The 23,849-nt window shown below is 38.9% G+C and carries 18 protein-coding genes; 9 read left to right on the forward strand and 9 right to left on the reverse strand.

Annotation, left to right across the window (positions count from 1 at the left end; all coding sequences use genetic code 11):
• Nucleotides 1-2: 2 nt before the first annotated feature.
• On the reverse strand, nt 3-878 hold the full coding sequence (pdxS, locus tag DNK84_RS00330) for a pyridoxal 5'-phosphate synthase lyase subunit PdxS (protein WP_119342599.1): 876 nt from the start codon (nt 876-878) through the stop codon (nt 3-5).
• Between the two features lie 411 nt (nt 879-1,289).
• On the opposite strand from pdxS, the gene DNK84_RS00335 reads away from it, so the two are divergent.
• Nucleotides 1,290-2,882, forward strand: coding sequence for an FMN-binding glutamate synthase family protein (locus DNK84_RS00335; protein WP_119342600.1), 1,593 nt, complete (start codon nt 1,290-1,292; stop codon nt 2,880-2,882).
• Between the two features lie 4 nt (nt 2,883-2,886).
• Here the strand turns inward: DNK84_RS00335 and DNK84_RS00340 are convergent, their stop codons facing one another.
• Nucleotides 2,887-4,062 carry a YihY family inner membrane protein gene (locus DNK84_RS00340; RefSeq protein WP_162902115.1) on the reverse strand — a complete coding sequence of 392 codons (1,176 nt, stop codon included), beginning with the start codon at nt 4,060-4,062 and terminating at the stop codon, nt 2,887-2,889.
• A 23-nt stretch (nt 4,063-4,085) separates the two neighbouring features.
• Between DNK84_RS00340 and wrbA the strand changes: the two genes are divergently transcribed.
• The 3 genes from wrbA (at nt 4,086) to topA (ending at nt 10,698) form a co-directional block, all read left to right on the forward strand.
• Nucleotides 4,086-4,670 (forward strand): NAD(P)H:quinone oxidoreductase, encoded by a 585-nt coding sequence (wrbA, locus tag DNK84_RS00345; RefSeq protein ID WP_119342602.1) that lies wholly within the window; start codon nt 4,086-4,088, stop codon nt 4,668-4,670.
• A 205-nt stretch (nt 4,671-4,875) separates the two neighbouring features.
• On the forward strand, nt 4,876-8,214 hold the full coding sequence (locus DNK84_RS00350; RefSeq protein WP_119342603.1) for a beta-ketoacyl-ACP synthase 3: 3,339 nt from the start codon (nt 4,876-4,878) through the stop codon (nt 8,212-8,214).
• A 171-nt stretch (nt 8,215-8,385) separates the two neighbouring features.
• Entirely contained in the window at nt 8,386-10,698 is a 2,313-nt protein-coding gene (gene topA / locus DNK84_RS00355; protein ID WP_119342604.1) for a type I DNA topoisomerase, read from the forward strand.
• On the opposite strand, the gene DNK84_RS00360 is transcribed toward topA, so the two are convergent.
• Nucleotides 10,683-11,444 (reverse strand): AraC family transcriptional regulator, encoded by a 762-nt coding sequence (locus DNK84_RS00360; protein WP_119342605.1) that lies wholly within the window; start codon nt 11,442-11,444, stop codon nt 10,683-10,685. The genes topA and DNK84_RS00360 overlap by 16 nt on opposite strands.
• A 143-nt stretch (nt 11,445-11,587) precedes the next feature.
• On the opposite strand from DNK84_RS00360, the gene DNK84_RS00365 reads away from it, so the two are divergent.
• Nucleotides 11,588-13,030, forward strand: a complete 1,443-nt coding sequence (locus DNK84_RS00365) for an MFS transporter (protein ID WP_208123214.1) — start codon at nt 11,588-11,590, stop codon at nt 13,028-13,030.
• Here the strand turns inward: DNK84_RS00365 and DNK84_RS14125 are convergent.
• Nucleotides 12,917-13,576 carry a hypothetical protein gene (locus DNK84_RS14125; protein WP_162902116.1) on the reverse strand — a complete coding sequence of 220 codons (660 nt, stop codon included), beginning with the start codon at nt 13,574-13,576 and terminating at the stop codon, nt 12,917-12,919. The genes DNK84_RS00365 and DNK84_RS14125 overlap by 114 nt on opposite strands.
• Before the next feature lie 68 nt (nt 13,577-13,644).
• Nucleotides 13,645-14,352, reverse strand: a complete 708-nt coding sequence (locus DNK84_RS00370; protein ID WP_119342606.1) for a DUF445 domain-containing protein — start codon at nt 14,350-14,352, stop codon at nt 13,645-13,647.
• Between the two features lie 167 nt (nt 14,353-14,519).
• Between DNK84_RS00370 and accD the strand changes: the two genes are divergently transcribed.
• Genes accD through tsaE form a run of 3 tightly spaced genes read left to right on the forward strand, consistent with a single transcriptional unit; the run spans nt 14,520 to nt 16,987 of the window.
• Complete coding sequence (accD, locus tag DNK84_RS00375) at nt 14,520-15,413, forward strand: acetyl-CoA carboxylase, carboxyltransferase subunit beta (protein ID WP_119342607.1); 894 nt, start codon at nt 14,520-14,522, stop codon at nt 15,411-15,413.
• Nucleotides 15,400-16,590, forward strand: a complete 1,191-nt coding sequence (locus tag DNK84_RS00380; protein ID WP_162902117.1) for a bifunctional folylpolyglutamate synthase/dihydrofolate synthase — start codon at nt 15,400-15,402, stop codon at nt 16,588-16,590. Before accD ends, DNK84_RS00380 begins: the two co-directional genes overlap by 14 nt.
• The gene (gene tsaE, locus DNK84_RS00385; RefSeq protein WP_235826780.1) at nt 16,562-16,987 is read left to right on the forward strand and encodes a tRNA (adenosine(37)-N6)-threonylcarbamoyltransferase complex ATPase subunit type 1 TsaE; all 426 of its coding nucleotides are present in this window, start codon (nt 16,562-16,564) and stop codon (nt 16,985-16,987) included. The genes DNK84_RS00380 and tsaE overlap by 29 nt, the downstream gene beginning before the upstream one ends.
• 94 nt (nt 16,988-17,081) lie before the next feature.
• Here the strand turns inward: tsaE and nagE are convergent, their stop codons facing one another.
• Nucleotides 17,082-18,818 carry an N-acetylglucosamine-specific PTS transporter subunit IIBC gene (gene nagE / locus DNK84_RS00390; protein WP_119342609.1) on the reverse strand — a complete coding sequence of 579 codons (1,737 nt, stop codon included), beginning with the start codon at nt 18,816-18,818 and terminating at the stop codon, nt 17,082-17,084.
• A gap of 19 nt (nt 18,819-18,837) precedes the next feature.
• Nucleotides 18,838-21,345: a phosphoenolpyruvate--protein phosphotransferase gene (gene ptsP / locus DNK84_RS00395; protein WP_119342610.1), complete on the reverse strand. Its 2,508-nt coding sequence runs from the start codon at nt 21,343-21,345 to the stop codon at nt 18,838-18,840.
• A gap of 235 nt (nt 21,346-21,580) precedes the next feature.
• Between ptsP and DNK84_RS00400 the strand changes: the two genes are divergently transcribed.
• Entirely contained in the window at nt 21,581-21,961 is a 381-nt protein-coding gene (locus tag DNK84_RS00400) for a DUF4870 family protein (RefSeq protein WP_119342611.1), read from the forward strand.
• Here the strand turns inward: DNK84_RS00400 and nadB are convergent.
• The gene (gene nadB / locus DNK84_RS00405; RefSeq protein ID WP_119342612.1) at nt 21,951-23,525 is read right to left on the reverse strand and encodes an L-aspartate oxidase; all 1,575 of its coding nucleotides are present in this window, start codon (nt 23,523-23,525) and stop codon (nt 21,951-21,953) included. The two genes, DNK84_RS00400 and nadB, sit on opposite strands and share 11 nt — an antisense overlap.
• Before the next feature lie 83 nt (nt 23,526-23,608).
• A complete protein-coding gene (locus DNK84_RS00410) occupies nt 23,609-23,809 on the reverse strand; it encodes a CarD family transcriptional regulator (protein WP_208123215.1) in 201 nt (66 codons plus the stop codon).
• Nucleotides 23,810-23,849: the final 40 nt, after the last annotated feature.

Genomic DNA, 23,849 nt, shown 5'->3' on the forward strand with positions numbered 1-23,849 from the left:
GATCACCCTCTGGATGAGAAAATTTGATGCGGCAATAAATCATCACAATTAATCCCAGTCATTGCTCCACCTAGGTCTTCTGAAACTTGCGCTAACATCAAAGGATCATTATAGTGTGCAACCGCACTAACAATGGCCTCAGCACGTTTTTGTGGATTTGATGATTTAAAGATGCCAGAGCCAACAAAGACCGTTTCTGCACCTAATTGCATCATCATTGCAGCATCTGCAGGTGTTGCAATGCCGCCGGCAGAGAAATTAGGCACAGGTAATTTGCCATGTTTATGCACATATTGCACAAGCTCAAATGGTGCAGCTATTTTTTTTGCAATTGTCATCAACTCAGAAGAATCTGCAGTTTGCACTTCTTTAATCTGTTTATTCAATGCACGCATTTGCTTTACCGCCTGAACAACATCGCCTGTTCCAGCCTCACCTTTGGTACGAATCAACGCCGCCCCTTCACCAATTCGACGCAAGGCTTCACCTAAATTGCTACAGCCGCAAACAAAAGGTACTTTAAATTGATGTTTATCGATATGGTTTTGATCATCAGCTGGCGTCAGAACCTCGCTTTCATCCACAAAGTCAACACCTAAAGCTTCAAGAATCTGTGCTTCAACAAAATGCCCAATACGCACCTTAGCCATTACAGGGATACTTACTGCATCCATGATCTCCTTAATAAGCCTTGGATCAGACATTCGCGCAACACCACCGTCTTTACGAATATCAGCAGGGACACGCTCTAGTGCCATAACAGCAACCGCACCTGCTTTTTCTGCAATTTTTGCCTGCTCTGCAGTCACAACGTCCATGATTACGCCACCTTTTAGCATTTCTGCTAACCCTATATTAATCTGCAATCTATCTGTCATTGATTCTCTCCAAATTTTCAGTCAATGATTAAATAATTTAACCAGCTACATACATTTATATCATTTGCACATCATTATGCATTAAGCATCAAGAAGCACAAGCAATAAATTTCCCCCACATACAATAGAGGAATTTATCGGCTGAAACAATGCATTTAACCTCGGTATTTTCATATTTTTTAACAGCATGGCTATTATACCGCAAATTTACTCAATACACATCTAGTACCGATATTTTCCAGAGCCAGACTAATACCAAAATCAGAAAGCGTATAAGTATTACTTTGGCAATAAACACATGTAAACGCCATATCAATTTATCATATAACCTGGTTGTGTCAGGTTGCCTTTTTTAGCATAGTTGCACTATTATCATTAGATATAATCAGCCTTAATAAAGGATCTATATTTATGTTCAAAATTTCCGAACGACGCAAATGGTATATTGGTTTTGGGATTTGTTTTTTAATTATTCTAGCTTTGCTGTCACTTTTACACAGTTATATTACCATTAGCATTTTTCTAGGTATTATTTTACTGGTCGCAGTTTATGATCTATTGCAAAAAAAGCACACAATTTTACGCAATTTCCCTGTTTTAGGACATATGCGCTTTATTCTTGAGTTTTTCCGCCCTGAAATCCAGCAGTATTTTGTGGCAAGTAATGAAAGTGAACGCCCATTTGACCGCCAAACCAGGACACTTGTGTACCAACGTGCAAAAGGAATAAATGACACACTACCTTTTGGTACAGAGCGCAATATCACCTACCCTGGATATGAATGGGCACTTCACTCTTTATCACCTGCCCATCCAGATGACGTTGATCCACGCATTCAAGTTGGTAACAAGCAATGCCGGCAGCCCTATCAATCTTCACGGCTTAATATATCGGCAATGAGCTATGGTGCACTATCTAAACACGCTATCATCGCACTAAACAAAGGTGCTAAGATGGGAAACTTCTGCCATAATACTGGTGAAGGTGGATTGAGTGAGTATCATTTACAAGGCGGGGATTTAACCTTGCAAATCGGTACAGGGTATTTTGGTTTTCGCACGCCTGATGGTGATTTTGACCCAGACAAATTTGCCAGAAAAGCGAATCTTGAGGTTGTCAAAATGATTGAGATCAAACTTTCACAAGGCGCAAAACCGGCACATGGTGGCGTTTTACCTAAAAGTAAGCTTACACCAGAAATCGCGCGAATCCGTGATGTTCCAATGGACAAAGATGTTTTATCCCCACCATCTCATTCATCCTTTAGCACACCTGAAGGCTTATGTCATTTCATTGCACAAGTACGTGACTTATCTAATGGAAAACCGGTTGGTTTTAAGTTATGCCTTGGCAGAAGAACTGAGTTTCTCTCTATTTGCAAGGCAATGCTTAAAACTGGCATTTATCCAGATTTTATTACCATAGACGGCGCAGAAGGCGGTACAGGTGCCGCACCTGAGGAATATGTCAACCACTTAGGCGTCCCATTAGAAGATGCCATTGCCTTTGTGCACAATGCACTTGTTGGTTGTAATATTCGAGAACATATTCGTTTGATTGCCAGCGGGAAAACTGCAACAGGATTTGATATGGTCAAGCGAATCTCATTAGGTGCCGATATCATAAATTCAGCACGAGCAATGATGCTATCTCTTGGCTGCATCCAATCAAAGCAGTGTGATAGAAACACCTGCCCAACAGGTGTTGCGACACAAAACCCAAGGCTTTATCGTGCCTTAGACGTCAATGATAAGGCAAAGCGCGTCTATAATTTCCATAAAGCAACGATGAAAAGTTTTTCAGAACTGGTTGGTGCCATTGGGTTAAAAGATCCAAGCGATTTATCTGCATCAAGGATCATGCGTCGTATTGATGAACAAACCGTAAAATCCCTGGACGAAGTTTACCAGTATATTAAGCCAGGCTGCTTGATTGATGGTGAAAACATCCCTGAGAAATATCTAAAATACTGGCACCAGGCAAGCGCGGAAAAATTTTCCTAAAAACTTACTCAATCACATCACGAATCGGCATTTCCATCGACGCTTTCACAGTTTTTTTAACACCAGACAGTGACTCAAAGCTCTTACTATCCAAATCAAGATGGTAATGTAAGCGGCGATACAGCATAGCTAGTGATTCAGTGCTTACATCACAGTTTAAGCAATATCTTTGTGCTTGTGTTAGCTGAATGTAACCACAAGCAACAAGCTTATCAAGCACCTGCTGTAAGTGCGACATACTGGCACCTAGGGCTTTTTGATTAATCTTGCTCAACGTATAGCTCTTTTTTTCTTTTTGTGCCTGTTGCAGCACCTTTAAAACCCGCAAAGCCAGATCAAACTTATCGCATTTTTTCTCTATCTTTTGCTGCCAGGGAACACTTAGCGCATGAACAACGACGGCACCTAATAGAAAAATCTGCCATGAAATAGCAACCCATAAAATAAATAAAGGTATGATTGCCAGCGCACCATAAAGCATTTCGTAGGTTGGCAGATAAAAAACATACCAGGCAAAAATCGTTTTGGCAACATCAAACAATACCGCCATAAACGCACCGCCTAAGATGGCATGCCATAAGCGCACATTGGTAAATGGAACAACGGTATAAATAAAACTAAAAGCAATCAGGTTAAAGAAAAAAGGCAAGAGTTTTAATAGTGGGAAATACCCACCAATACCATCACCAATCCATTGCCAAGAAAGCAAATAAGAGCTCACCCCCAAACTGCTGCCGACAAAAATCGGCCCAAGCGTTAACACAGCCCAGTACAATAATATTGCCTGCATCAAGGGACGCTCTTTTTTAACATACCAGATATTATTGAGCACTTTTTCCAAAGCGCGCATCATCATAATGCTAATAAATACAAGAACAATAACTGCTGTTACCGGAAGCCCTGCGCGCTTTTCCAAAAACATTTGTAAATAGGTATTTACGGTGACACCCGTGCTTGGCATTAAGTTTTGTAAAATAAATGCCTGAAATTGACTTTGAATGCTTTTAAATGCCGGCAGCATGCTTAGAATCGATAGTGATACGATCAATAAAGGCACCAGCGCAAAAAGGCTCGTCAGTGCTAATGTTGAAGCTTTAGCCAGGCAGTTTTGTTGTAAATATTCTTTAAACACCCATACCCAATATTGCAAAAATCTTCTAAAATAGTGTTTATAATCCATAACCTCACTGTCCTTAAGTAAACATGAAAAGCATATTAATCCTTTATTATAGTCAAGGAGGATCAACAAAGGCAATTGCATCAAAAATTGCGCAAGGTGTTGAGTCCGCTGGTGCACAAGCCATTATTCGAACTGTGCCGAATGTTTCTCCCAACTGCGATAAAACGCAAAGCACGGTTCCAGATAAAGGCGCTATTTACGTCACCAAAGAAGATTTAAAGCATTGTGATGGCATTATCGTAGGTAGTCCAACACGTTTTGGAAATATGGCAGCACCTTTAAAGTATTTCTTGGATACAACGAGTGATTTATGGTTCCAAGGCACGCTAATCAATAAACCCGCGGCCTTTTTCACCTCTACGGCAAGCCTGCATGGTGGCCAAGAAACAACCTTGCTATCGATGATGCTGCCTTTTATCCATCATGGTGCTGTTATTGTGGGCATCCCTTATAGTGAAGTTGCTTTACAAAAAACACGCACAGGTGGCACGCCTTATGGCATGAGTCACTTTAATGGCATGGATTCTGATAAGCCCCTATCCGAGGATGAGATCACGCTATCAAAGGCTTTAGGAAAGCGTGTTGCGCAAATTGCACAAAAATTCTAAGCTTTATAAACGTTTCATTTTACCGTGGCAGCGGCACATGTTCCAAAAAGCCTATTTATGTTAAAATGATGCCAACACAAATGAAACATGCGCTAAATTATTTGACTTTCAAGCCTATCTCAACGAATATTTCACTTATTATAAAATTTGTGAAAATGCAGACACTGTGAGTACGAATACTTTATGTAGCAAGGAAACATCTATAATGACAACCACATACGACACACAGACAAAAGACCTACTTAGCTGCTATGAAAAAATGTATAGCGCCAGAGCCATTGATGACCGAGAAGCTGAAATGGTAAACAGCGGGAAAGCAAACTTTTTAGCATCATCACGTGGCCATGAAGGTGCAATTATTTTTAACGCTTTCTTACACGAAGATGACTGGTTACACTGCCACTACCGTGATAAGCCTTTAATGCATGCCAGAGGCATGAAAGCAGAAATGTTTTTCTACAGCTCTCTTTGCAAAGCTGAAGGCATTTCAAATGGTCGCCAAATGGTTATTGGGGTTAGTGAAAAGGCTTTAAATATCGTTAGTATTATCACCCCTGTCGGCAACCAGGCTTTACCTTCTTGTGGGATCGCGCAAAGTATTAAAGATGCCCCAAACAACCCAATTGTTTATTGCGGAATGGGAGATGGGACAACACAGCAAGGGGAAGTATTAGAAGCATTTGCCGAGGCAAAAAGACAGAATCTTCCTGTATTATTTGTTGTGCAAAATAATGAGCTTGCCATATCAACGCGAACACAAGGCAAAACCTTTTTCTCGATGCCCGATGGCAGCAAAAAGGATCAGTTTTATGATATCCCGATTACCTATTTGGATGGCACACGCCCATTAGAACAGTACCAGGCAATTAAATCTATTATCAAGGATATGCGCCAAAACCGCGCCCCACACATCATTGTTTTTGATGTTCCTCGACTAAATAGTCACTCTAATGCTGATGATCAAAGAATTTATCGCAGCAAAGAAGAACTGGAACAGTTAATAGCACAAGATCCACTTACTTTAAGTCGAAAGTACCTGCAAACACTTGGCATTACAGAAAATCAATTAAAGTCGATTGAAGCTGATTGCGATAAAATCATTGATGATGCTATGCATACAGCCTTACAAGGAAGCACGCCTGAGCCTTGCTTTGATGCAGAAAAACCACTGCCTGCGCATTTACTCCCTGATCGTGAAGAGTACCGTGGCGACTTTTCCCAACAAACACGTTTAGGCATGGGAGCTGCCATGCGTGAAGTTTTTCGTCAACGATTACTTAATGATGAGCGGGTTTATTTATTAGGTGAAGATATTGAAGATGATAAAGGTGATGTATTTGGTGTGACCAAAGGCTTATCAACACAATTTCCCGGACGCGTTGTTAATAGCCCCTTAGCAGAAGCAACCATTGTTGGGAAGTCTATTGGAATGGCACTAACCGGTAAACGCCCAGTTGCCTTTATACAGTTTGCTGATTTTATGCCACCGGCTTACAACCTGATATTTACCGAGCTTGCTACAATGCATTGGCGCTCAAACGGTGATTGGGATTGCCCTGTTATTATCTTTGCAGCCTGTGGTGGCTATCGCCCTGGTCTGGGTCCATTTCATGCACAAACCAACGAAGGCACATTTGCACATATCCCAGGATTAGACGTTTACATGCCATCTAATGCAGCAGATGCCGCAGGTATGTTAAATGCAGCCTTTGAATCTGATCGCCCCAGTGTATTTCTTTACCCTAAAAAGCTTTTGAACAATTCAAGCATTGATGATACAACATCAACCGATGTCAGCAAACAAATCATTCCTGTTGGTAAAGCAAGAATCGCAAAACCAGGAAGCGATATCACACTTGTTGGCTGGGGCAATACCGTAAGCCTTTGCCATGAAGTCGCTGACACACTGGAGACAGTTGGTGTTGATGCGGAGATTATTGATTTAAGAACCATTCGCCCTTATGACTTAAAAAGCGTGTTGGCTTCAGCAGAAAAAACAGGACATTTAATCGTCACACATGAGGATAATCTAACCTGCGGTGTCGGTGGTGATGTTATTGCCTCAGTTGTTGAAAACGCGACAAGAAATATTAAAGTAAAACGTGTCACAAGAAGCGATACCTATGTACCGTGTAACTTTGATAACCAAATGCAAGTATTACCCTCTTTTGAGCGCATCTTAACCGCAGCTGCTGAACTGCTGGATTTATCCTTAAGCTGGGAAGTGCTTAAAAATAATGATGCTGGCAGTTATAATGTCGAAGTCATTGGTGCAAGCCCTTCTGATGAAAGCGTATTAATCACTGATTTATATGTGAAAATCGGAGATGAAATCAAGGTGGGTGATAAGCTGGTTGATCTAGAAGCCAGTAAGTCTGTTGGTGAAATACTGTCACCTAGTAATGGAACCGTTGAAGAGATTTACGTGGAAGAATCTGAGCGTGCAACAGTTGGCGATTTATTGCTGAAACTTCGCTTACCTCAAGGCAGTGTTAATCAGCAAAAAGAACAAAAACGCCCGATATTAAAGCGAAAAGTTCACAAAGAAGTAGTTCAAAAAAATAAACAACAAGGTGTTTATCCTGTGGGTATCAGCGCACCTTGCTTTAAAACAGGGGGCAAAAAAATTACCAATGATACACTTTTGGTGAACTTCCCTGAGCATGCATCTGATGATATTATTAATCGCACTGGCATTGAAAGCCGCTTTTGGCTGGATAAGGGTGAAAGCATCGTTGATCTGGCTGCACAAGTTGCAAAAGAGTCACTTATCAATAGCCAATTAACACTTGCTGATATTGATATGCTGATTTGTGCAACCTGCACGCCTGATGAATTTCTATCGCCATCCATGGCATGTTTAGTATTAGAAAAACTTTATCACACTTTTGGCCAACACAATATTCCAGCTTATGACTTAAATGCGGCCTGTAGTGGCTACCTATTTGCATTACAAACGGCAAAGGATTATTTACAAATTCGCCCAAATAAGCGTGTATTAGTTATTACAGCAGAGTATATGAGCAAACGTGTCGATCAAAAAGACTTTGATACAGCCTTTTTGTTTGGTGATGCTGCCACAGCAACTATTGTCAATGGCGATGCACACCGCGATGATTCTCTGGCAATGATTGATGAGATTGCATTAACGAGTATTGCTGAGAATGGTGAAACTTTGAATGTTCCTGCTGCTGAATGCCAATTTATTCAACTTGAAGGCAAAAAACTCTTCACTTTTGCAGTTAAGACAATGTCAATGATTATGCATAAATGCTGCCAACAAAGCGGGATTGCATTAAATACGGTTGATCTTGTTATTCCACATCAAGCCAATCAACGCATCTCTAATGCCGTTGAAAAACGTTTAAAAATGCAACCAGGCACACTTTATAGTAATATTGCCCGTTATGGTAATACTTCCTCTTGCACCATTCCAATTGCATTGAGTGAAACATTAACAAAGCAAGGTAAAGATAAAAAAGTCGCCCTTTGTGCATTTGGCTCAGGATTTACGGCTGCAGCGGCTTTATTAACAACCAAGTAAGTGTTTTTGAAAAGGTAAAACCAACTAACTGCTGGTTTTTCATAAAATTCACTATAATATATTGCATTGTATTTTATAACTGTTAGATTAGCTCCTATAAAAATTGCAATTAACGCCTTATAGGAAATTTTGCTATAAGTTATGTAAAACACAAAAAATGAAGACATTATAATGACAAAAAATTTAGTAATTGTAGAGTCTCCCGCTAAATCCAAGACGATTAAAAAATACCTGGGCAAAGATTTTGAGATTCTTGCTTCTTATGGTCATGTCCGTGATTTAGAACCAAAAGAAACTTCTGTTGATATTGAAAATAATTTCAAAATGAAATATCAGCTTATTGAACGTAATAAGCGTCATGTGGATGCAATTAAAAAATCTGCTAAAGATGCGCAAAACATCTACTTGGCAACAGATCCAGATCGTGAGGGTGAGGCTATCTCATGGCATATTTATGAGCTATTAAAAAATGCGCGCTTATTAAAAGATAAGACCGTTCATCGTATTGCTTTTAATGAGATCACTAAAAATGCGGTGACCGAGGCGGTAAAAAATCCACGTGATCTTTCTATGGATCTTGTTAATGCACAACAAGCACGCAGAGCACTTGACTTTCTTGTTGGCTTCAAGCTTTCTCCACTTTTATGGAAGAAAGTTCGTCGAGGGCTTTCAGCCGGACGCGTTCAAAGCCCAGCGCTTCGCATGATTGTTGAGCGTGAACTGGAAATTGAGGCATTTGAATCACAGGAGTATTGGAGTATTACGGCTCAATGCCAGAAAAAGCGCAAATTTGATGCCAAACTAATACAGTTTGCAAATAATAAATTAACGCAATTTTCTTTAACGACAGAAAACCAGACGAAAAGTGCTTTAGAAACAATTAAGTCAGATGCTAATGGTTCGCTTATTGTACAAAGTGTTGTTAAGAAACAAAAAAAACGTAATCCTTTACCACCATTTATTACCTCAACATTACAGCAAGATGCCGTTAGAAAGCTTGGCTTTACCACGAAAAAAACAATGATGCTTGCCCAGCAATTATATGAGGGGATTGATCTAGGCAGTGAAGGTGCTGTTGGTTTAATTACCTATATGAGAACAGACTCTACTAATTTATCAAATGATGCTGTAAATGATATCCGCGACTTTATTGAGCAAACTTATACTAATGCGTTGTTGCCAAGTAAGGTACGTGTTTACAAAACAAAAAACCAAAATGCTCAGGAAGCGCATGAAGCAATTCGCCCAACCTCTGTATTCAAACGTCCTGAAGATATAAAAGCGTTTTTAAGTGCAGATCAGTTTAAGCTTTATGATCTTATCTGGAAACGTGCCGTTGCCTGCCAGATGGCACATGCGGTAATTGACACGGTAGCCGTTGAGTTAGTGACTGAAAATAAAGCACATATGTTTAAAACAACGGGCTCAGTTATTGCAAAGCCTGGATTCTTAACTGTTTACCAGGAAGCAAAAGATGAGGATGCTAAAGATTCTGATGATGAAGCCGTGCTGCCAGAATTAAAACAAGGTGAGACGGTACAAGTGAATGATATTATTGCTAAACAGCACTTTACCGAGCCACCACCACGCTACAGTGAGGCCTCTCTAGTTAAAGCACTTGAAGAGTATGGCATTGGCCGACCATCAACTTATGCGACCATTATTTCAACCTTGCAACAGCGTGAATATGTTGAAGTAGACAAAAAACGCTTCAAACCAACTGACGTTGGCCGTGTTGTGAATAGCTTCTTAACCAATTATTTCAAAAAGTATGTTGAATATAGTTTCACGGCAAAACTTGAAGATGAGCTTGATGATATCGCAGAAGGCAAAAGTGAATGGATTCCTGTGTTAGAGCACTTCTGGCAGCCTTTTATTCGGAAAATTGAAGAAACTGACGCTTCGGTGAAAAAAAGTGATGTAACGCAGGAAAAACTTGATGAGGATTGTCCAGAATGCGGACATAAGCTCTCTATCCGCCTGGGTCGAAGTGGCCGTTTTATTGGCTGTACCAATTACCCTGAATGTACTTATACCAGAGCAATAAAATCAGAAGAAACCGAAAAGGATGAAGCCACACCACAAGCACCTGAAATTGTTGAAGGCAGACAATGCCCACAATGTGATTCAGATTTACACATCAAACAAGGGCGCTATGGTAAATTTATTGGTTGTTCCAATTATCCTAAATGTAAACACATGGAACCCCTTGAAAAACCAAAAGACTTAGGCATACAATGCCCTAAGTGTAAACAACATAATTTTGTTGAGAAAAAATCGCGCAAAGGGAAAGTATTTTATACCTGCAGTGGCTTTCCAAAATGTAAAAATTCATTCTGGTACCCACCTATTCAAGAAGAATGCCCTAAATGTAAAAGCCCAATCTTGCTGCATAAAATCACTAAGAAATACGGTGAACAAAAAGTGTGTCCAAATGAAGATTGCGATTTTGCAGTGGATTTAGGCAATCATTCAGAGGAATAAAAATCTGAAGGCTTTTTGCCAGTCAAGCGCTTAAACATGTGAATAAAAGCACTGTCACTGTCATAACCAAGCTCTCTTGCAACAACAGAGGTTTTTTTCACAACAGCCAAACGCTTAATGGCAATTAGCGCTTTATAGTTTTGTAACCATTGTGAAAAAGCCATTCCTGTTTCTTCTTTAAAAATTCGGCTTAGATGCCGAGTACTTAAATGTACAATCTCTGCAATATTATTAAGTTTAAGCGGTGTATCCAGATGTGTATTGATATAATGAAGCATCTTTTTAAGCCTTGGATGTTCAGGAATTGACAACTTATAAAAGTGCTCGTTTTGCAAATCCAAAAGCTCAAAGGTCAGCACTTCTAAATACGCAAAACTAATATTCTCTGGTGTTGCTCTGGATCGTGTTAATTTTAGAATCAACTCTTTTAATAATCCGCTGACAAGTAACACCATCGTATTGCCTGGCAACTCTTGTGACTTGGTTTGTGTCAAATATAAATGATATGCCCTTGTCTTACTTTGCATCTGCCCGCTATGTGCCATATTTGCAGGAATATAAATCAAAAAACCCGACGGAATAAGATAAACATTACTCCCCACAATAACCTTCATTAACCCTGTTTCAATATACGTTATCTGCGCTTTGGCATGGCTATGCGCTTCAAACAGATTATCTTGATTTTCTTCTGTTACACCAAAAAGCGGCAAATGAGCATCATCAATAATCTGAATGGGTTCATTCATTTCATATTACCTTGTACTGCAAATATCATAACCTTATGATAGCAAATATTACATTTAAGCAAAATATTGTCTTTATTATTATAATAAGCCTGATCAAAGAACGATACACTCATCACTTAAAAAAATAAATAAGGTTACGTTCTATGACACCATTTAAAACAATTCTTCTTCTTAGCTATATCTGTATTGCTTCACTATCTGCAGCGATCATCACCCCTGGATTACATAGTATTCAGATACAATTTCAGCTAACAAGTGGTGCACTTAACTGGGTTATTTCTATTTTTTTAATTGGTTATGTCATTGGTCAGCTAATTTATGGGCCATTATCAAACCGCTATGGCAGATTAACTGCATTACGAGGTGGCTTGGTTCTTAATTTAATTGGCATTGTTATATCATTGCTTGCTGCTTATTTTTCCCTGTATAATTTGCTTTTAATCGGCAGGGTGATAACGGCACTAGGCGCCTCAGCAGGGCTATCGATAAGCTATACGCTGATTCACGAGTTATTACCTGAACAAAAAGCAAAACATGTACTATCCTTTGCTGTTCTTGCCTTCACCATTGGGCTGGCGATCTCAGTAACTGTCGGTGGTATTATTACACAATATTTTCATTGGTATGATTGTTTTTGGCTTTTACTGGCCCACGGTATTATCATGCTCGTATTAACCTGGCAATTTAAAGAGACACTTATTAATAAACAATCATTGCTCTTGCGGCATATTGGTTACAACTATCTTCAGGTACTTAAAAATGCAAAGCTCATCATTTTCTCTCTTTTGGTCAGCCTGCTTACCATTTTTTCATATGGATATTCAGCTGTAGCACCTTTATATGCGCAAAAGGTGCTGCACCTGCGCCCTGACACCTATGGTTATTGGAATATCATCAACACCGTGGGAATGCTTGCAAGCAGTTTTCTGGCAAGCTTCTTGCTAAAACGTTTAAGTGCTGAAAAAACAATCATGTTGCTTTTAGCGCTTGTAATGCCATTTATCTTTATACTGCTTGGCATTGCATTTATTAAAAGCGCAAGTACCTTATTATTTTTTGGGATTACCACCCTTTTATATTTAATCATGGGAGCAATAATGGGACCTGCAAGCTATTTGGCAACACATCATACAAAAGATAAAGCCAGCGCCAGCAGTATGATGTCTTTTATCAACATGGGTGTAGCAACACTAAGCGTATCGATCATGGGTTATTTACCACTAAGTAGTATTGCGCAATTTGCAATAACACTATTGTTTATGTATCTTATTACAAGCACTTTTTCAGTTGCCTATATAAGCATAAGCAAGTTGAATAGCGCCAAGCTATTTCGTTCAGTCATCTCATTACGCATTACGCATTACGCATTACGCATTACGCATTACGCATTACGCATTACGCATTACGCATTACGCATTTATACCCATCATAAACTATTTTTCAGTATTTCTGTCAACTCTAGTTTGGATTATTTAAGTGCTACTCACAAGATAATAAGTCCCACCCTTACCATCTCCTGTAAATCTAACCTTGAGATTATAGACCTGATCACAGGCATTTACAGCCCATATCTCATTCCAAGATGAAATAGGCCTTGTTTGCCCTGCTTCTATGGTCTCCATTGACTTTACTTTTGGCAATACAGAAATATAACGTTTAATCGAAACAGGTGTTTTATTACAACCCAGTGCCACTAATTTTCCTGCCACAGCTTGCATAGTGTCTCGTTGAAGCAGATTATCTGCTAAACTTGCCTCCATTACTGCCCCTTTTGGCAGTGGCATATCATCAGCTAAAAAATAGTAAAGATCCTGACCTATCGCTTTTTGATAACTCACCTTCATCCTTTGTGACCGATAACACCCCTTTAAAACCCAGGACTCTTGCCAAAATAACTGACCTTGTTGGTAACGTGGATTTTTAACCACTCGAATATCAACGATTTCAGGGATCTTTTCGCATCTCGTTAAATAAAGAAATTTATAAGTCAGCATCTCAAAAACACCTGCTCTTAGCTTGATTATTTTTTCTTCTAGATCACTTGATAATCCTGCAAAGCCAATATTTATGCCAAGCAATAGCATTAACATGAAAGCACAAAAAGTCTTGATACCCTGTTTGTCTTTTTTCATTGTGTAATCCTTGGTGAAAAAATAAGGTAGGTAATATCAAATTGTAGACAATAAATTCAAAAAATAAATTATGATAAAAAGCTTGCGATTAAACCGATAATACCGCCGAATATTCCCCCCCAAATAACAAGCCAGCCTAAGTGTTTACGGATCATATCCTGGATAATTTTCTTGACCATTTTAGGCGTCAGTTGTGAAAGTCTTGCATCAATCATTTTCTCTAGTTTATCCGCAATAAACTGACTGTCCACAGCGCCCATCAAAGACTTTATACCCGCTTGCGCCTTATCACTTTCTAACATTTCATATAATGCATCATGCATTTTCTGCTTAAAGCTATCACGCATTGGCTCTATTGCTTGAACGCCACCTAAAAAAGATTCAACCATCCCACCAAACTGGCTTGACATAATGGTATCGACAAATTTGTCAAATAATTGGTCATAATCGATCAACTCGCTCATTTTGCTTTGCAATATTTTATGATCCAAATGCAGCGTGCCTAATAAAAATTGCTGAACATTTTTTTCATTAAAGAATTGCGTCAACATCATATTTTTAATCGCTTTTTTAAATCCTTCAAACTGTTTTGGAATCACACCTGAGCCATAAACAAAAGGAATTTTATCAAATAGCATAATTATTGCCAGCCAATTGGTTAAGGCGCCTGATAGTGCATAAAAGCCAACTGCTTTTAGATGTGTGTCAGCCAAAATAATACCCAGAATACTTAATATTAAGGCAATAACATTGGTCACCAAACTTTTATTTATCATATAGATTTCCTTTGGTTTTTAAAACGAATCACATAATAAAAAAACCATGATAAAACGACAAGTATTAATTCAAAAACTAATGCACCACTACTGGATAAACCTTGCATCATTACCTGTGCGCTATATAATGGGAGGTTGTGTTTAAATGAAAGAGTGATAGATAATCGATGAGTTGGCTGACAAAAATTATTCCCCAACTACGCTCAGATTCTGAAAAAAAAGAAATGCCTGAAGGCGTATGGCATAAGTGCTCATCATGTGGCACAATCTTATATCTACCAGATTTAGAAGAAAACAAAATGGTATGTAGTCATTGTAATTATCATATGCGCATTGGTGCACGAAAGCGTGCCATGATGTTTTTGGATAAAGACAGTCCAAACGAGTTATTTGGCAATATAAAGCCTAAAGATATCCTAAAATTCAAAGATACAAAAGCCTATAAAGACCGTTTATCTCAAGCACAGAAAAAGACCAAAGAAAATGATGCTTTGCTTGTGTTTGAAGGTACTATTAATAAGCTTCCTGTTGTTACGGCAATCTTTGATTTCACCTTTTTAGGTGGTTCTATGGGTTCTGTTGTTGGTGAGAAATTTGTACGTGCAGTTGATACGGCGATTGAAAAGCAACTACCACTTATCTGCTTTACGGCAAGTGGTGGTGCCAGGATGCAAGAGTCGTTATTCTCACTAATGCAAATGGCAAAAACATCAGCGGCATTAGCGCGTTTAGCAGAGAAAAAACTGCCTTACATCGTTGTATTAACTGACCCAACGACAGGCGGTGTTTCGGCAAGCCTTGCCATGTTAGGTGATATCCATATTGCTGAGCCTAATGCATTGATCGGCTTTGCAGGCCCAAGAGTTATTGAACAAACGGTTCGTGAAACTTTGCCAGAAGGTTTCCAACGAAGTGAGTTCCTGCTTGAAAAGGGCATGATTGATATGATCGTGCCAAGACATTTGCTTGCTGACCAAATCTCAAGGCTTTTATCAAAACTCATGTACCAGAGACAAAATACACAACAACACAGCCTGCATGACGACAGTGATACAGCCTGAATCCCTTATCAATCATTTTTTTGACAATAGCTATCCTTGTTGTCAATTTAATGATATTTCTTTATTTATAAATGCACTTAATATTCAGCATAAGCCACATGTTATTACCATCACAGGTACCAATGGCAAAGGCTCAAGTGTTGCCGTACTTGAACATTTTTTTGAATACAATAATATAGATTATATAAGCCATACCTCACCACATCTGTGTGATTTTAATGAACGCATTCGACATAACGGCCAGCATATTGATGATATTGCATTAACAGCTATCTTAGATAAGCTTCTTCAGGTTTCTCACATACTGAAATTAAAACTGAATTATTACCAAATTGCTTTTCTAGCTTGCTGTATTTATATGAATGAGAAAAAACCACAATGGCTTATACTTGAGGTAGGCATTGGCGGCAGACTTGACCCTGCAAATGTTTTTAATGCTGATATCGCTGTGATCACATATGCGGGCCTTGATCATACTGAAACCTTAGGTAATACTATTGATGAGATTGCCTGGGAAAAGGCACACATTGCCAGAACCTTCAAACCTGTGGTGCTCGGTGAGAAACTGCCTAAAAAGGCTATGGATTATTTAACTGAAATACAGGCAATAACTTATTATGCTCAATTGCCCAAAATATTTAAGCAAACCACCCTGCCTATCACAAGTCTTGCTTGTGCACTGACGGTGATTGATATCATCAAACAAAATACACAATATCGATTACCTCAGAATATCCATCAGATTTCTATCAAAGGGCGTTTTCAAGTGTTGCAGAACTCCCCAACAATGATTGCCGATGTTGCACACAATATTGATGCTGTTAAAAACCTATTTAAGCGATTATCACCTTACCAAAAAAGCCATAAACGTATTATTGCTGTTTTTGCTGCACAAAAAACAAAAGATACCCAGGCGATTGTTCAATATACAAAAGATAAAGTTGATTTTTGGTTATTACCAAGCTTGCAGGCGATTGATCCACGATTTGACAGCGTGCAAGAACTCAAGCACAAAGACGATCCACACCCTCATCTTATATTTAATAATTTTACTGACAGTTATGATTACTTAAAACAGATTATCACTGATCAGGATCTGGTGGTCGTTTTTGGCGCATTTACCTTAATTGGAGCACTACTAAAAGCCTATGAAAAACAAAACCTATTATGCCAATGATGATCAGAAAATGATTCACCTTGGCGAACAACTTGCCAGTCAACTACACCCTGGTGACATTGTGTATCTTCAAGGTGATCTTGGTGCTGGGAAAACGACACTGGTAAAAGGAATACTATCAGGCCTTGGCCATAAAGCTTCTGTTAAAAGCCCAACCTATACCCTTGTTGAAAGCTATGAGCTGCCTGATTTACAAGTATACCATTTTGATCTATATCGTTTATCAGATCCAGAAGAGTTAGAGTGGATTGGTATTCGAGATTATTTTGATCAAAAAAATGCGATTGCATTGATTGAATGGCCTGACAAAGGCAAAGGATTTTTACCCAAACCGACTAAGGAAATTTATCTTGATTACCAGCAGCCTGGGCGTAAAATTAAGTTTTGTATCCTTTAAAACCCACACCAAACGCCTGTTTCTACTACTAGAAAGCACTACTGAATATTTCTCTAATATGTAGAAAACACTCAAATCAAGAAATTAAGTAAGCTTATATAGCCTCTACCTCACCAAGTTTATTATCAAGTGCTTGATAATAAGCCCGCGTATTATATGGAATCAATAGCTGCTTTGTATTTTCCTCTATATCCACAATACCAACAACAATTTCTCCCATTAATTTGGTCATATTAACTTGATGGCTGTTTTTAAGGGTTACACGTACTCGAGTCATGCTCTCCAGGCGCATTGAAACAATATTGTCAACCCCACCCAAACCGTCAATAATTGCCTGTATTACATTTGCATCCACTTGCTGACTTACTGCCACACTTTCATTGCCTTGTTGTTGCGCTTCAGCTGCTTTTGTTACCTTGGAAGCTGATATTGAGACATCAGTCATAGAAGGCAAAGCTTCATTAATCTCACCTGAAATCAAATCCGCTTCAGGCCCTAAAATAACCTGAACTGTTTTATTATCTGGAATGACAACACCTCTGGCACCCAATTTTTTTAGCTGTGCTTTATTAATTAATTCTGCATTATTAACACGCAATCGAAGCCTTGTCGTACAGGCATCAACATTTTCCAGGTTTGGCTTCCCTCCTAATGCTGCGACAAATGCATGCGCTCTTGAGGCTGCTTGTTCCATGATCTCTTCTTCTTGAATTTCTTCTTCAACTTCTCGCCCAATCGTCATTAAATTAAATCGTTTGATAAAAAAGCTAAATAAGAAATAATAAACAACGGCGGTAACAAGACCTACCGGGATTAATAAAAGCGGGTGGGTATCCATCTTAAAGAACAATACATAATCAATGAGTCCTGCTGAAAAAGTAAAACCTAATTTAACACCTAATAAATACATCACGACCAAAGACACACCTGTTAATACGGCATGTATTGCGTATAACACGGGTGCTAAAAACATAAAGCTATATTCAATTGGCTCTGTTACACCTGTTAAAAAGGCGGTTAACGCAATAGAAAACAGCATTCCAGCAACTGCCTTTTGTTTATGCGTATGTGCATGACGATACATTGCAAAACAGGCTGCAGGCAGGCCAAACATCATGATTGGGAAGAAACCTGCCATAAAGGATCCTGCTGTTGGATCACCTGCCATAAAGCGTGCAATATCACCATGAACAGTCGCACCTGCTGCGGTGTGAAAACTTCCAAATTGAAACCAGACAAGGTTATTTAAAATATGATGCAAGCCAAACATTAATAAAATTCGGTTAAAAACACCATACAAAAATAAACCAATTGATCCTGACCCGATAAGCCAGTTACCAAAGGCATTGATGCCATCTTGAACAGGCGGCCAGACGTAGCCAAATAAAAAGCCAATAAGTACGGCAACAAGCCCTGTGATAATCGGAACAAAGCGTTTCCCGCCAAAAAATGCCAAGTATTCCGGCAATTTAATCTCATAAAACCGGTTATACAAAACACCTGCAACAATGCCAATAATAATACCGCCTAATACACCAGTATTAATATTGCTATCAAGGCTATTAATCACACTGTTCATAATAAAGAAACCAACCACCGCCGCCAGTGCTGCTGCACCATGGTTTTTCTTGGCAAACCCAAGTGCCACACCTACGGCAAATAAAAGTGGCAGGTGCGAAAAAATTGCATCACCGGCATTGGCAATCGCTTTGATATTTAATAAATCAGGTTGGCCAAAGCGCAGTAAAATTCCGGCAATCGGTAATACCGCAATCGGCAGCATTAAGGCACGGCCAAGCTGTTGTAAATTCTGTAAATTAAAACGCTTCATTGTCAACTCCCCCTAAAGATTAATTCATCAGTGTTTCTTTTACTAATTGGCGTACTTCATTGGCCTCTTCAAGTGCTAAAGCCTTTGCCGCAATCTCTTGGCACTTTTGAGCATCAAGCTGTCGAATAAGTGCTTTGTTTTCTGCCAGCATATTTTTTCGCATCGATAAGTGTGTAATACCAAGACCGATTAAAACGGCTAAAGCTTCTGTATCTGCTGCCATCATGCCGCATACAGACAGTTTTGTGTGATACTTTTGTGCTGCTTGTTGAATCTGCTGCAAGCTTTTTAACACAGCTGGATGTAAATGGTCTAATTGTGTGGTTAAGGCATGGTGTTCTCTATCCATCGCCAATATATATTGCGTTAAATCATTGGTTCCTACCGACATAAAATCAACCTCTTTGGCAAAAATATCCGCCTGCATCACAACACTTGGCACTTCAACCATAATACCAAGTGGCTGCTTAACCTTGGCTTTTAATTTTTGATGCTCTTCTAGATAAATCGCTTTGACTTTCCTAAATTCTGAAATATTGGTCACCATAGGCAGCATAATATGCGCATTGCAATTTTCCGTACGGATAATCGCGCGTAATTGCGTTCTAAGTAACGCTTCATTTGCTAAGCTTAACCGAATACCTCGAACACCTAAAAAAGGATTTTCTTCTTTTGGCATCTTCAGATAATCTATTTGCTTGTCACCACCGGCATCTAAAGTCCGAATTATTACCGGTTTTTCCTGTGTTTTTTGCAAAATATCATTATAAATGACGAACTGCTCATCTTCACTTGGTGCATTATCACGATCATAGAAAATAAATTCTGTCCTAAAAAGCCCAATACCTTCAGCCCCAGAAGCAATAAAATCAGCACATTCATCTGATGATTTAATATTCATATAACATTGAATTTCTTTTCCATCCTTTGTTATTGCTTTGTATTTGGCTTCCTGTTTAGCCAACTGTAGTTTTTGATGATATGCATCAATAACCCGCTGATAATCGGCTTGTGTTTGTTCATCCGGTGAGACAATAAGCCTCTGACCGGTTGCATCCAAAATCACCTCATGGCCAAAATATTGTGTTAGACTACTATCTACTTGAACCAGCAAGGGGATATTTTTGTTATTTGCGATAATCGCCACATGTGAGCTTCGCCCGCCTTGAGCTGCGACTAACCCCACAACATTTGGATCAAGTTCCAGCACATCTGATAAGGTAAACTCATCACTGTATAAAATAGTAGGCTCACTAAAAGTCTGTTTGCACTGTGACTGCCCTGTCAAATTATATAATATATGTTTTTGTATATCCTTTAAATCCGCAATACGCTCACTTAATAAGCTATTATGGGTATTATGTAAAATATCTACCGCTTTTTCAATCGATTGATCCCAGGCATATTCAGCCGTTTTACCTTGTTCAATCAAACTTTGTGTATTTTTTCTTACCAACTCATCATCCAATAGTTCAAGGTGTGCTTGTATCATCTGGACTGATGAGGGATCGTTCACATGGCTGAGCTTCTTTTGTAATGCCTGTTTATAATCAGTGATTGCTTTATCAAGACGTGTTAATTGTTGTGTTTTATCATCAGCAGATGTATCAAATGAAAATTCAACTGGCGAAAGCCTGTAAAGCTTTGCAATAGCAATGCCTTTGGAGGCACAAATGCCATAAAAAGTATTGCCTTGTACTTTACTTTCATGCTGTGCATGTCTATCTGCTTTATGTGCGTTATCTTCTATGGCACTGTCTTTGTCTTCAAACTGCAAGATTAAATCACTTACAATATCAACAGCTTGTTGTGCTTTTTCACCTGTTGCGGTGATATCAATTTCATCCTGATATTCAATGCCAAGCCCCATAATAGCAACAGGGCTTGCTAAAGTCGCTGCTTGATCACCTTTATACAGGGTAACCTTTGCATCCAACTTTTTAACTGCATTGCTTAAAACAGCAGCAGGCCTAGCATGTAAGCCATTTTTGTTGTTAATTTTAACGCGCCTGGTAACGAAAATATCTGCCGTATTCATAGCATCATTTTTTGATACTGGCTCAGGCAAATTTTTTTCTAAAGCTAACTTGAGAACCGGCAAACTTTTATCAACAATGCCTTTGGTTAATGTCTTCAAAGAATCGCCATGATACTCAGAGATGATCACAGGTGTAATCAACGATTTTACAGAGGAAGATACAAAATCAACATCAAACGAAAGGATTGGCGTATCAAGCACAACTTCCTGCCCCTCTTTGACTAAAACCTCGATACCTTGACCATCCAATGAAACGGTTTCTAACCCCAAGTGCACAAGAACATCATAGCCTTCTTCTGTATGTATGGTAATCGCATGTTTTGTCTTAGCAATGGTTTTCACTTTTCCCTTTACAGGTGCATACAAGATATTATCCAATGGTTCAATTGCAAAACCATCGCCCACCATTTTCTCTGCAAACACGGGATCTGGTACTTGTTCAAGTGCAACAATATAACCCTTAACAGGTGAATAAAGCGTTAATGCCATAACGTGCCCCCACTTTGGCTTAATACTAAAATGACATGTGAAAAAAGCATGTCATATTTTTATTTTTTTTATACATTACTCCTTATGTAATTTTTTTTCAAGAAAATCTGCTAGAAAAATATCGAAGAATATTTGCCGATATTAAAACGTATTTGTCACATCGCTGACAAGGCTTGTCAAGCGGCATATAAGCCTATAAAATATTCTCAAATTTGCCAAAGGATTTAAGCCTATCATGAAAAATGAAACTTATGCGCGCGCCGTCTATATTCTTTATTTTATTGGTTTTTTTACAGGATTAACGGCGATTATCGGTGTTATTCTCGCGCATATAAAGAAAAATGAGCCAGATGTACCTTTCTGGCTTAAATCCCATTTCTCCTTTCAAATAAAGACTTTCTGGTATGGTATTATTTATCTTATTATTGCCACTTTATTACTTGCCATCGGTATTGGGATTGTTGTTTATATCTGGTGGTTTATCTGGACACTAATTCACAGCATCAAAGGCTTTATTGCACTGGATAATCAATCAACCGTTACTGGCAAAGATGGTTTTTGGGGATTGGGTGAGTTTAACCTAAGTAAACTGCCAGAGGAAAACATTACGCCTTAGCAGGTTTAATGATTGTCGGTCTTAAAAACCGCTTATCCTTTTGCTTGTAATCCAGGGTATAATGAAGGCCGCGACTTTCTTTTCTTCTTATGGCAGACTCTACCATAAGCTCTGCTACAAGCACCAAATTTCGTAGCTCCAATAAGTCTCCTGTGATTTTAAAATCAGAGTAATAATCAAAGACTTCCTGGCGCAATAGCCTTATACGGTTTGCCGCTCGCTGCAGGCGTTTATTACTGCGCACAATTCCCATAAAATCCCACATGCTACGACGCAACTCTTTCCAGTTATGCCGTATGAAAATTGCCTCATCTGAATCTGTTACCAAAGCATCATCCCATTCATCAACATGTTGGCAAAGCGTTAAAGTTGATAGCTGATTTTGAATATCTTTTGCCGCAGCAAAAGCATAAACAACACACTCTAATAGCGAATTACTCGCCATACGATTAGCACCATGCAATCCAGTATAAGTGACTTCTCCTGCAGCATATAAACCAAAAACATCTGTTCTTGCCTGATGATTCACCATCACACCACCGCATGTGTAATGTGCAGCAGGCACAACAGGGATTTTATCTTTTGTTAAATCAAAACCATATTGCAGTAACTGCTGATAAATCATGGGGAAATGGCTTTGAATAAAATCAGAAGACTTATGGGTAATATCCAAAAACACATACTCAATACCATAGGTTTTCATTTGAAGATCAATGGCTCTTGCGACAATATCACGAGGTGCAAGCTCGGCACGTTGATCGATATCTAACATAAAACGATGTCCATTTGGCAGGCGAAGATAAGCACCTTCTCCTCGAAGTGCTTCACTTAATAAAAATGGACTGGTCCCTGGATGATATAAACAGGTTGGGTGAAACTGATTAAACTCCAAATTCGCAACACGGCAACCAGCTCGATGTGCAATTGCAATACCATCACCGCTTGAGACAACAGGATTGGTAGAATAACGATAAACGCGTGAAGCACCGCCTGAGGCAAGCATTGAAGCTTTTGCTAAAAAGGTTTCAACTTTACCTGTTGTCGTATTTAATACATATGCACCCACACAACGCTGGTTTTGTAAAATCATGTCAACCACATTGTAGTCTTCAAACACGCGAATGTTCGGATGTTTTTTAATCAATGAGACTAAGGTGTTTTGCACCTCTTTACCGGTTGCATCCGCTGCATGTAGAATGCGTCTTTTTGAATGCCCACCTTCTCTTGTTAAATGAAAACCATTTTCACCCCTTTCATCCAATGTGAAGCTGACACCTTGATCAACAAGCCAATTCACACAATCTCTTGCATTTTCAACGGTGAATCGGACAGCCGCTTCATCACAAAGCCCATCACCGGCAATAAGGGTGTCTTGTATATGTGACTCAAGACAATCATCTTTATCCATAACAGCGGCAATCCCGCCTTGCGCATAAAGACTAGAGCCTTCTCCAAGCTTTGTTTTACATACAATACTCACCTTTGCCTGATCAGCTAACCGTAATGCTGCTGTCAGCCCAGCCGTACCGGCTCCAATAATTAAAACATCCATTTGATGTTGCATAAAGACATTATCATCATATATGTAAGTGGCATGATTATAAGGTAATTTTATGCTTATTGCACATTTATCGCATTGATAGAATTTTATAGTTTGGATAGCTTGGTCATTTTAGCCAATAAAACTTTTTTCCCACCACCGGCTTTAAAGTCAATATGATAGCATTTATCATCGCCTTGACCTTCAGCCTTTAAAAACACCCCAATCCCAAATTTTGGATGATTGACAAACTCGCCTACTTTAAATGGATTATCTTCTTTTTGTTGTTTGATAAATTCAAACGCCATAAAAATACAATGGCTATGGAAAAATATTTTTTTTGAATTA

It is taken from the genome of Facilibium subflavum, from assembly GCF_003574485.1.
Taxonomy (GTDB): Bacteria; Pseudomonadota; Gammaproteobacteria; order Francisellales; family Francisellaceae; genus Facilibium; species Facilibium subflavum.

Excerpts from the sequence above, each read along its gene's own strand:
- pdxS (WP_119342599.1), bottom strand. The coding sequence starts at position 878 with ATGACAGATAGATTGCAGATTAATATAGGGTTAGCAGAAATGCTAAAA.
- DNK84_RS00335 (WP_119342600.1), top strand. The coding sequence starts at position 1,290 with ATGTTCAAAATTTCCGAACGACGCAAATGGTATATTGGTTTTGGGATT.
- DNK84_RS00340 (WP_162902115.1), bottom strand. The coding sequence starts at position 4,062 with ATGGATTATAAACACTATTTTAGAAGATTTTTGCAATATTGGGTATGG.
- wrbA (WP_119342602.1), top strand. The coding sequence starts at position 4,086 with ATGAAAAGCATATTAATCCTTTATTATAGTCAAGGAGGATCAACAAAG.
- DNK84_RS00350 (WP_119342603.1), top strand. The coding sequence starts at position 4,876 with ATGACAACCACATACGACACACAGACAAAAGACCTACTTAGCTGCTAT.
- topA (WP_119342604.1), top strand. The coding sequence starts at position 8,386 with ATGACAAAAAATTTAGTAATTGTAGAGTCTCCCGCTAAATCCAAGACG.
- DNK84_RS00360 (WP_119342605.1), bottom strand. The coding sequence starts at position 11,444 with ATGAATGAACCCATTCAGATTATTGATGATGCTCATTTGCCGCTTTTT.
- DNK84_RS00365 (WP_208123214.1), top strand. The coding sequence starts at position 11,588 with ATGACACCATTTAAAACAATTCTTCTTCTTAGCTATATCTGTATTGCT.
- DNK84_RS14125 (WP_162902116.1), bottom strand. The coding sequence starts at position 13,576 with ATGAAAAAAGACAAACAGGGTATCAAGACTTTTTGTGCTTTCATGTTA.
- DNK84_RS00370 (WP_119342606.1), bottom strand. The coding sequence starts at position 14,352 with ATGATAAATAAAAGTTTGGTGACCAATGTTATTGCCTTAATATTAAGT.
- accD (WP_119342607.1), top strand. The coding sequence starts at position 14,520 with ATGAGTTGGCTGACAAAAATTATTCCCCAACTACGCTCAGATTCTGAA.
- tsaE (WP_235826780.1), top strand. The coding sequence starts at position 16,562 with ATGAAAAACAAAACCTATTATGCCAATGATGATCAGAAAATGATTCAC.
- nagE (WP_119342609.1), bottom strand. The coding sequence starts at position 18,818 with ATGAAGCGTTTTAATTTACAGAATTTACAACAGCTTGGCCGTGCCTTA.
- ptsP (WP_119342610.1), bottom strand. The coding sequence starts at position 21,345 with ATGGCATTAACGCTTTATTCACCTGTTAAGGGTTATATTGTTGCACTT.
- DNK84_RS00400 (WP_119342611.1), top strand. The coding sequence starts at position 21,581 with ATGAAAAATGAAACTTATGCGCGCGCCGTCTATATTCTTTATTTTATT.
- nadB (WP_119342612.1), bottom strand. The coding sequence starts at position 23,525 with ATGCAACATCAAATGGATGTTTTAATTATTGGAGCCGGTACGGCTGGG.
- DNK84_RS00410 (WP_208123215.1), bottom strand. The coding sequence starts at position 23,809 with ATGGCGTTTGAATTTATCAAACAACAAAAAGAAGATAATCCATTTAAA.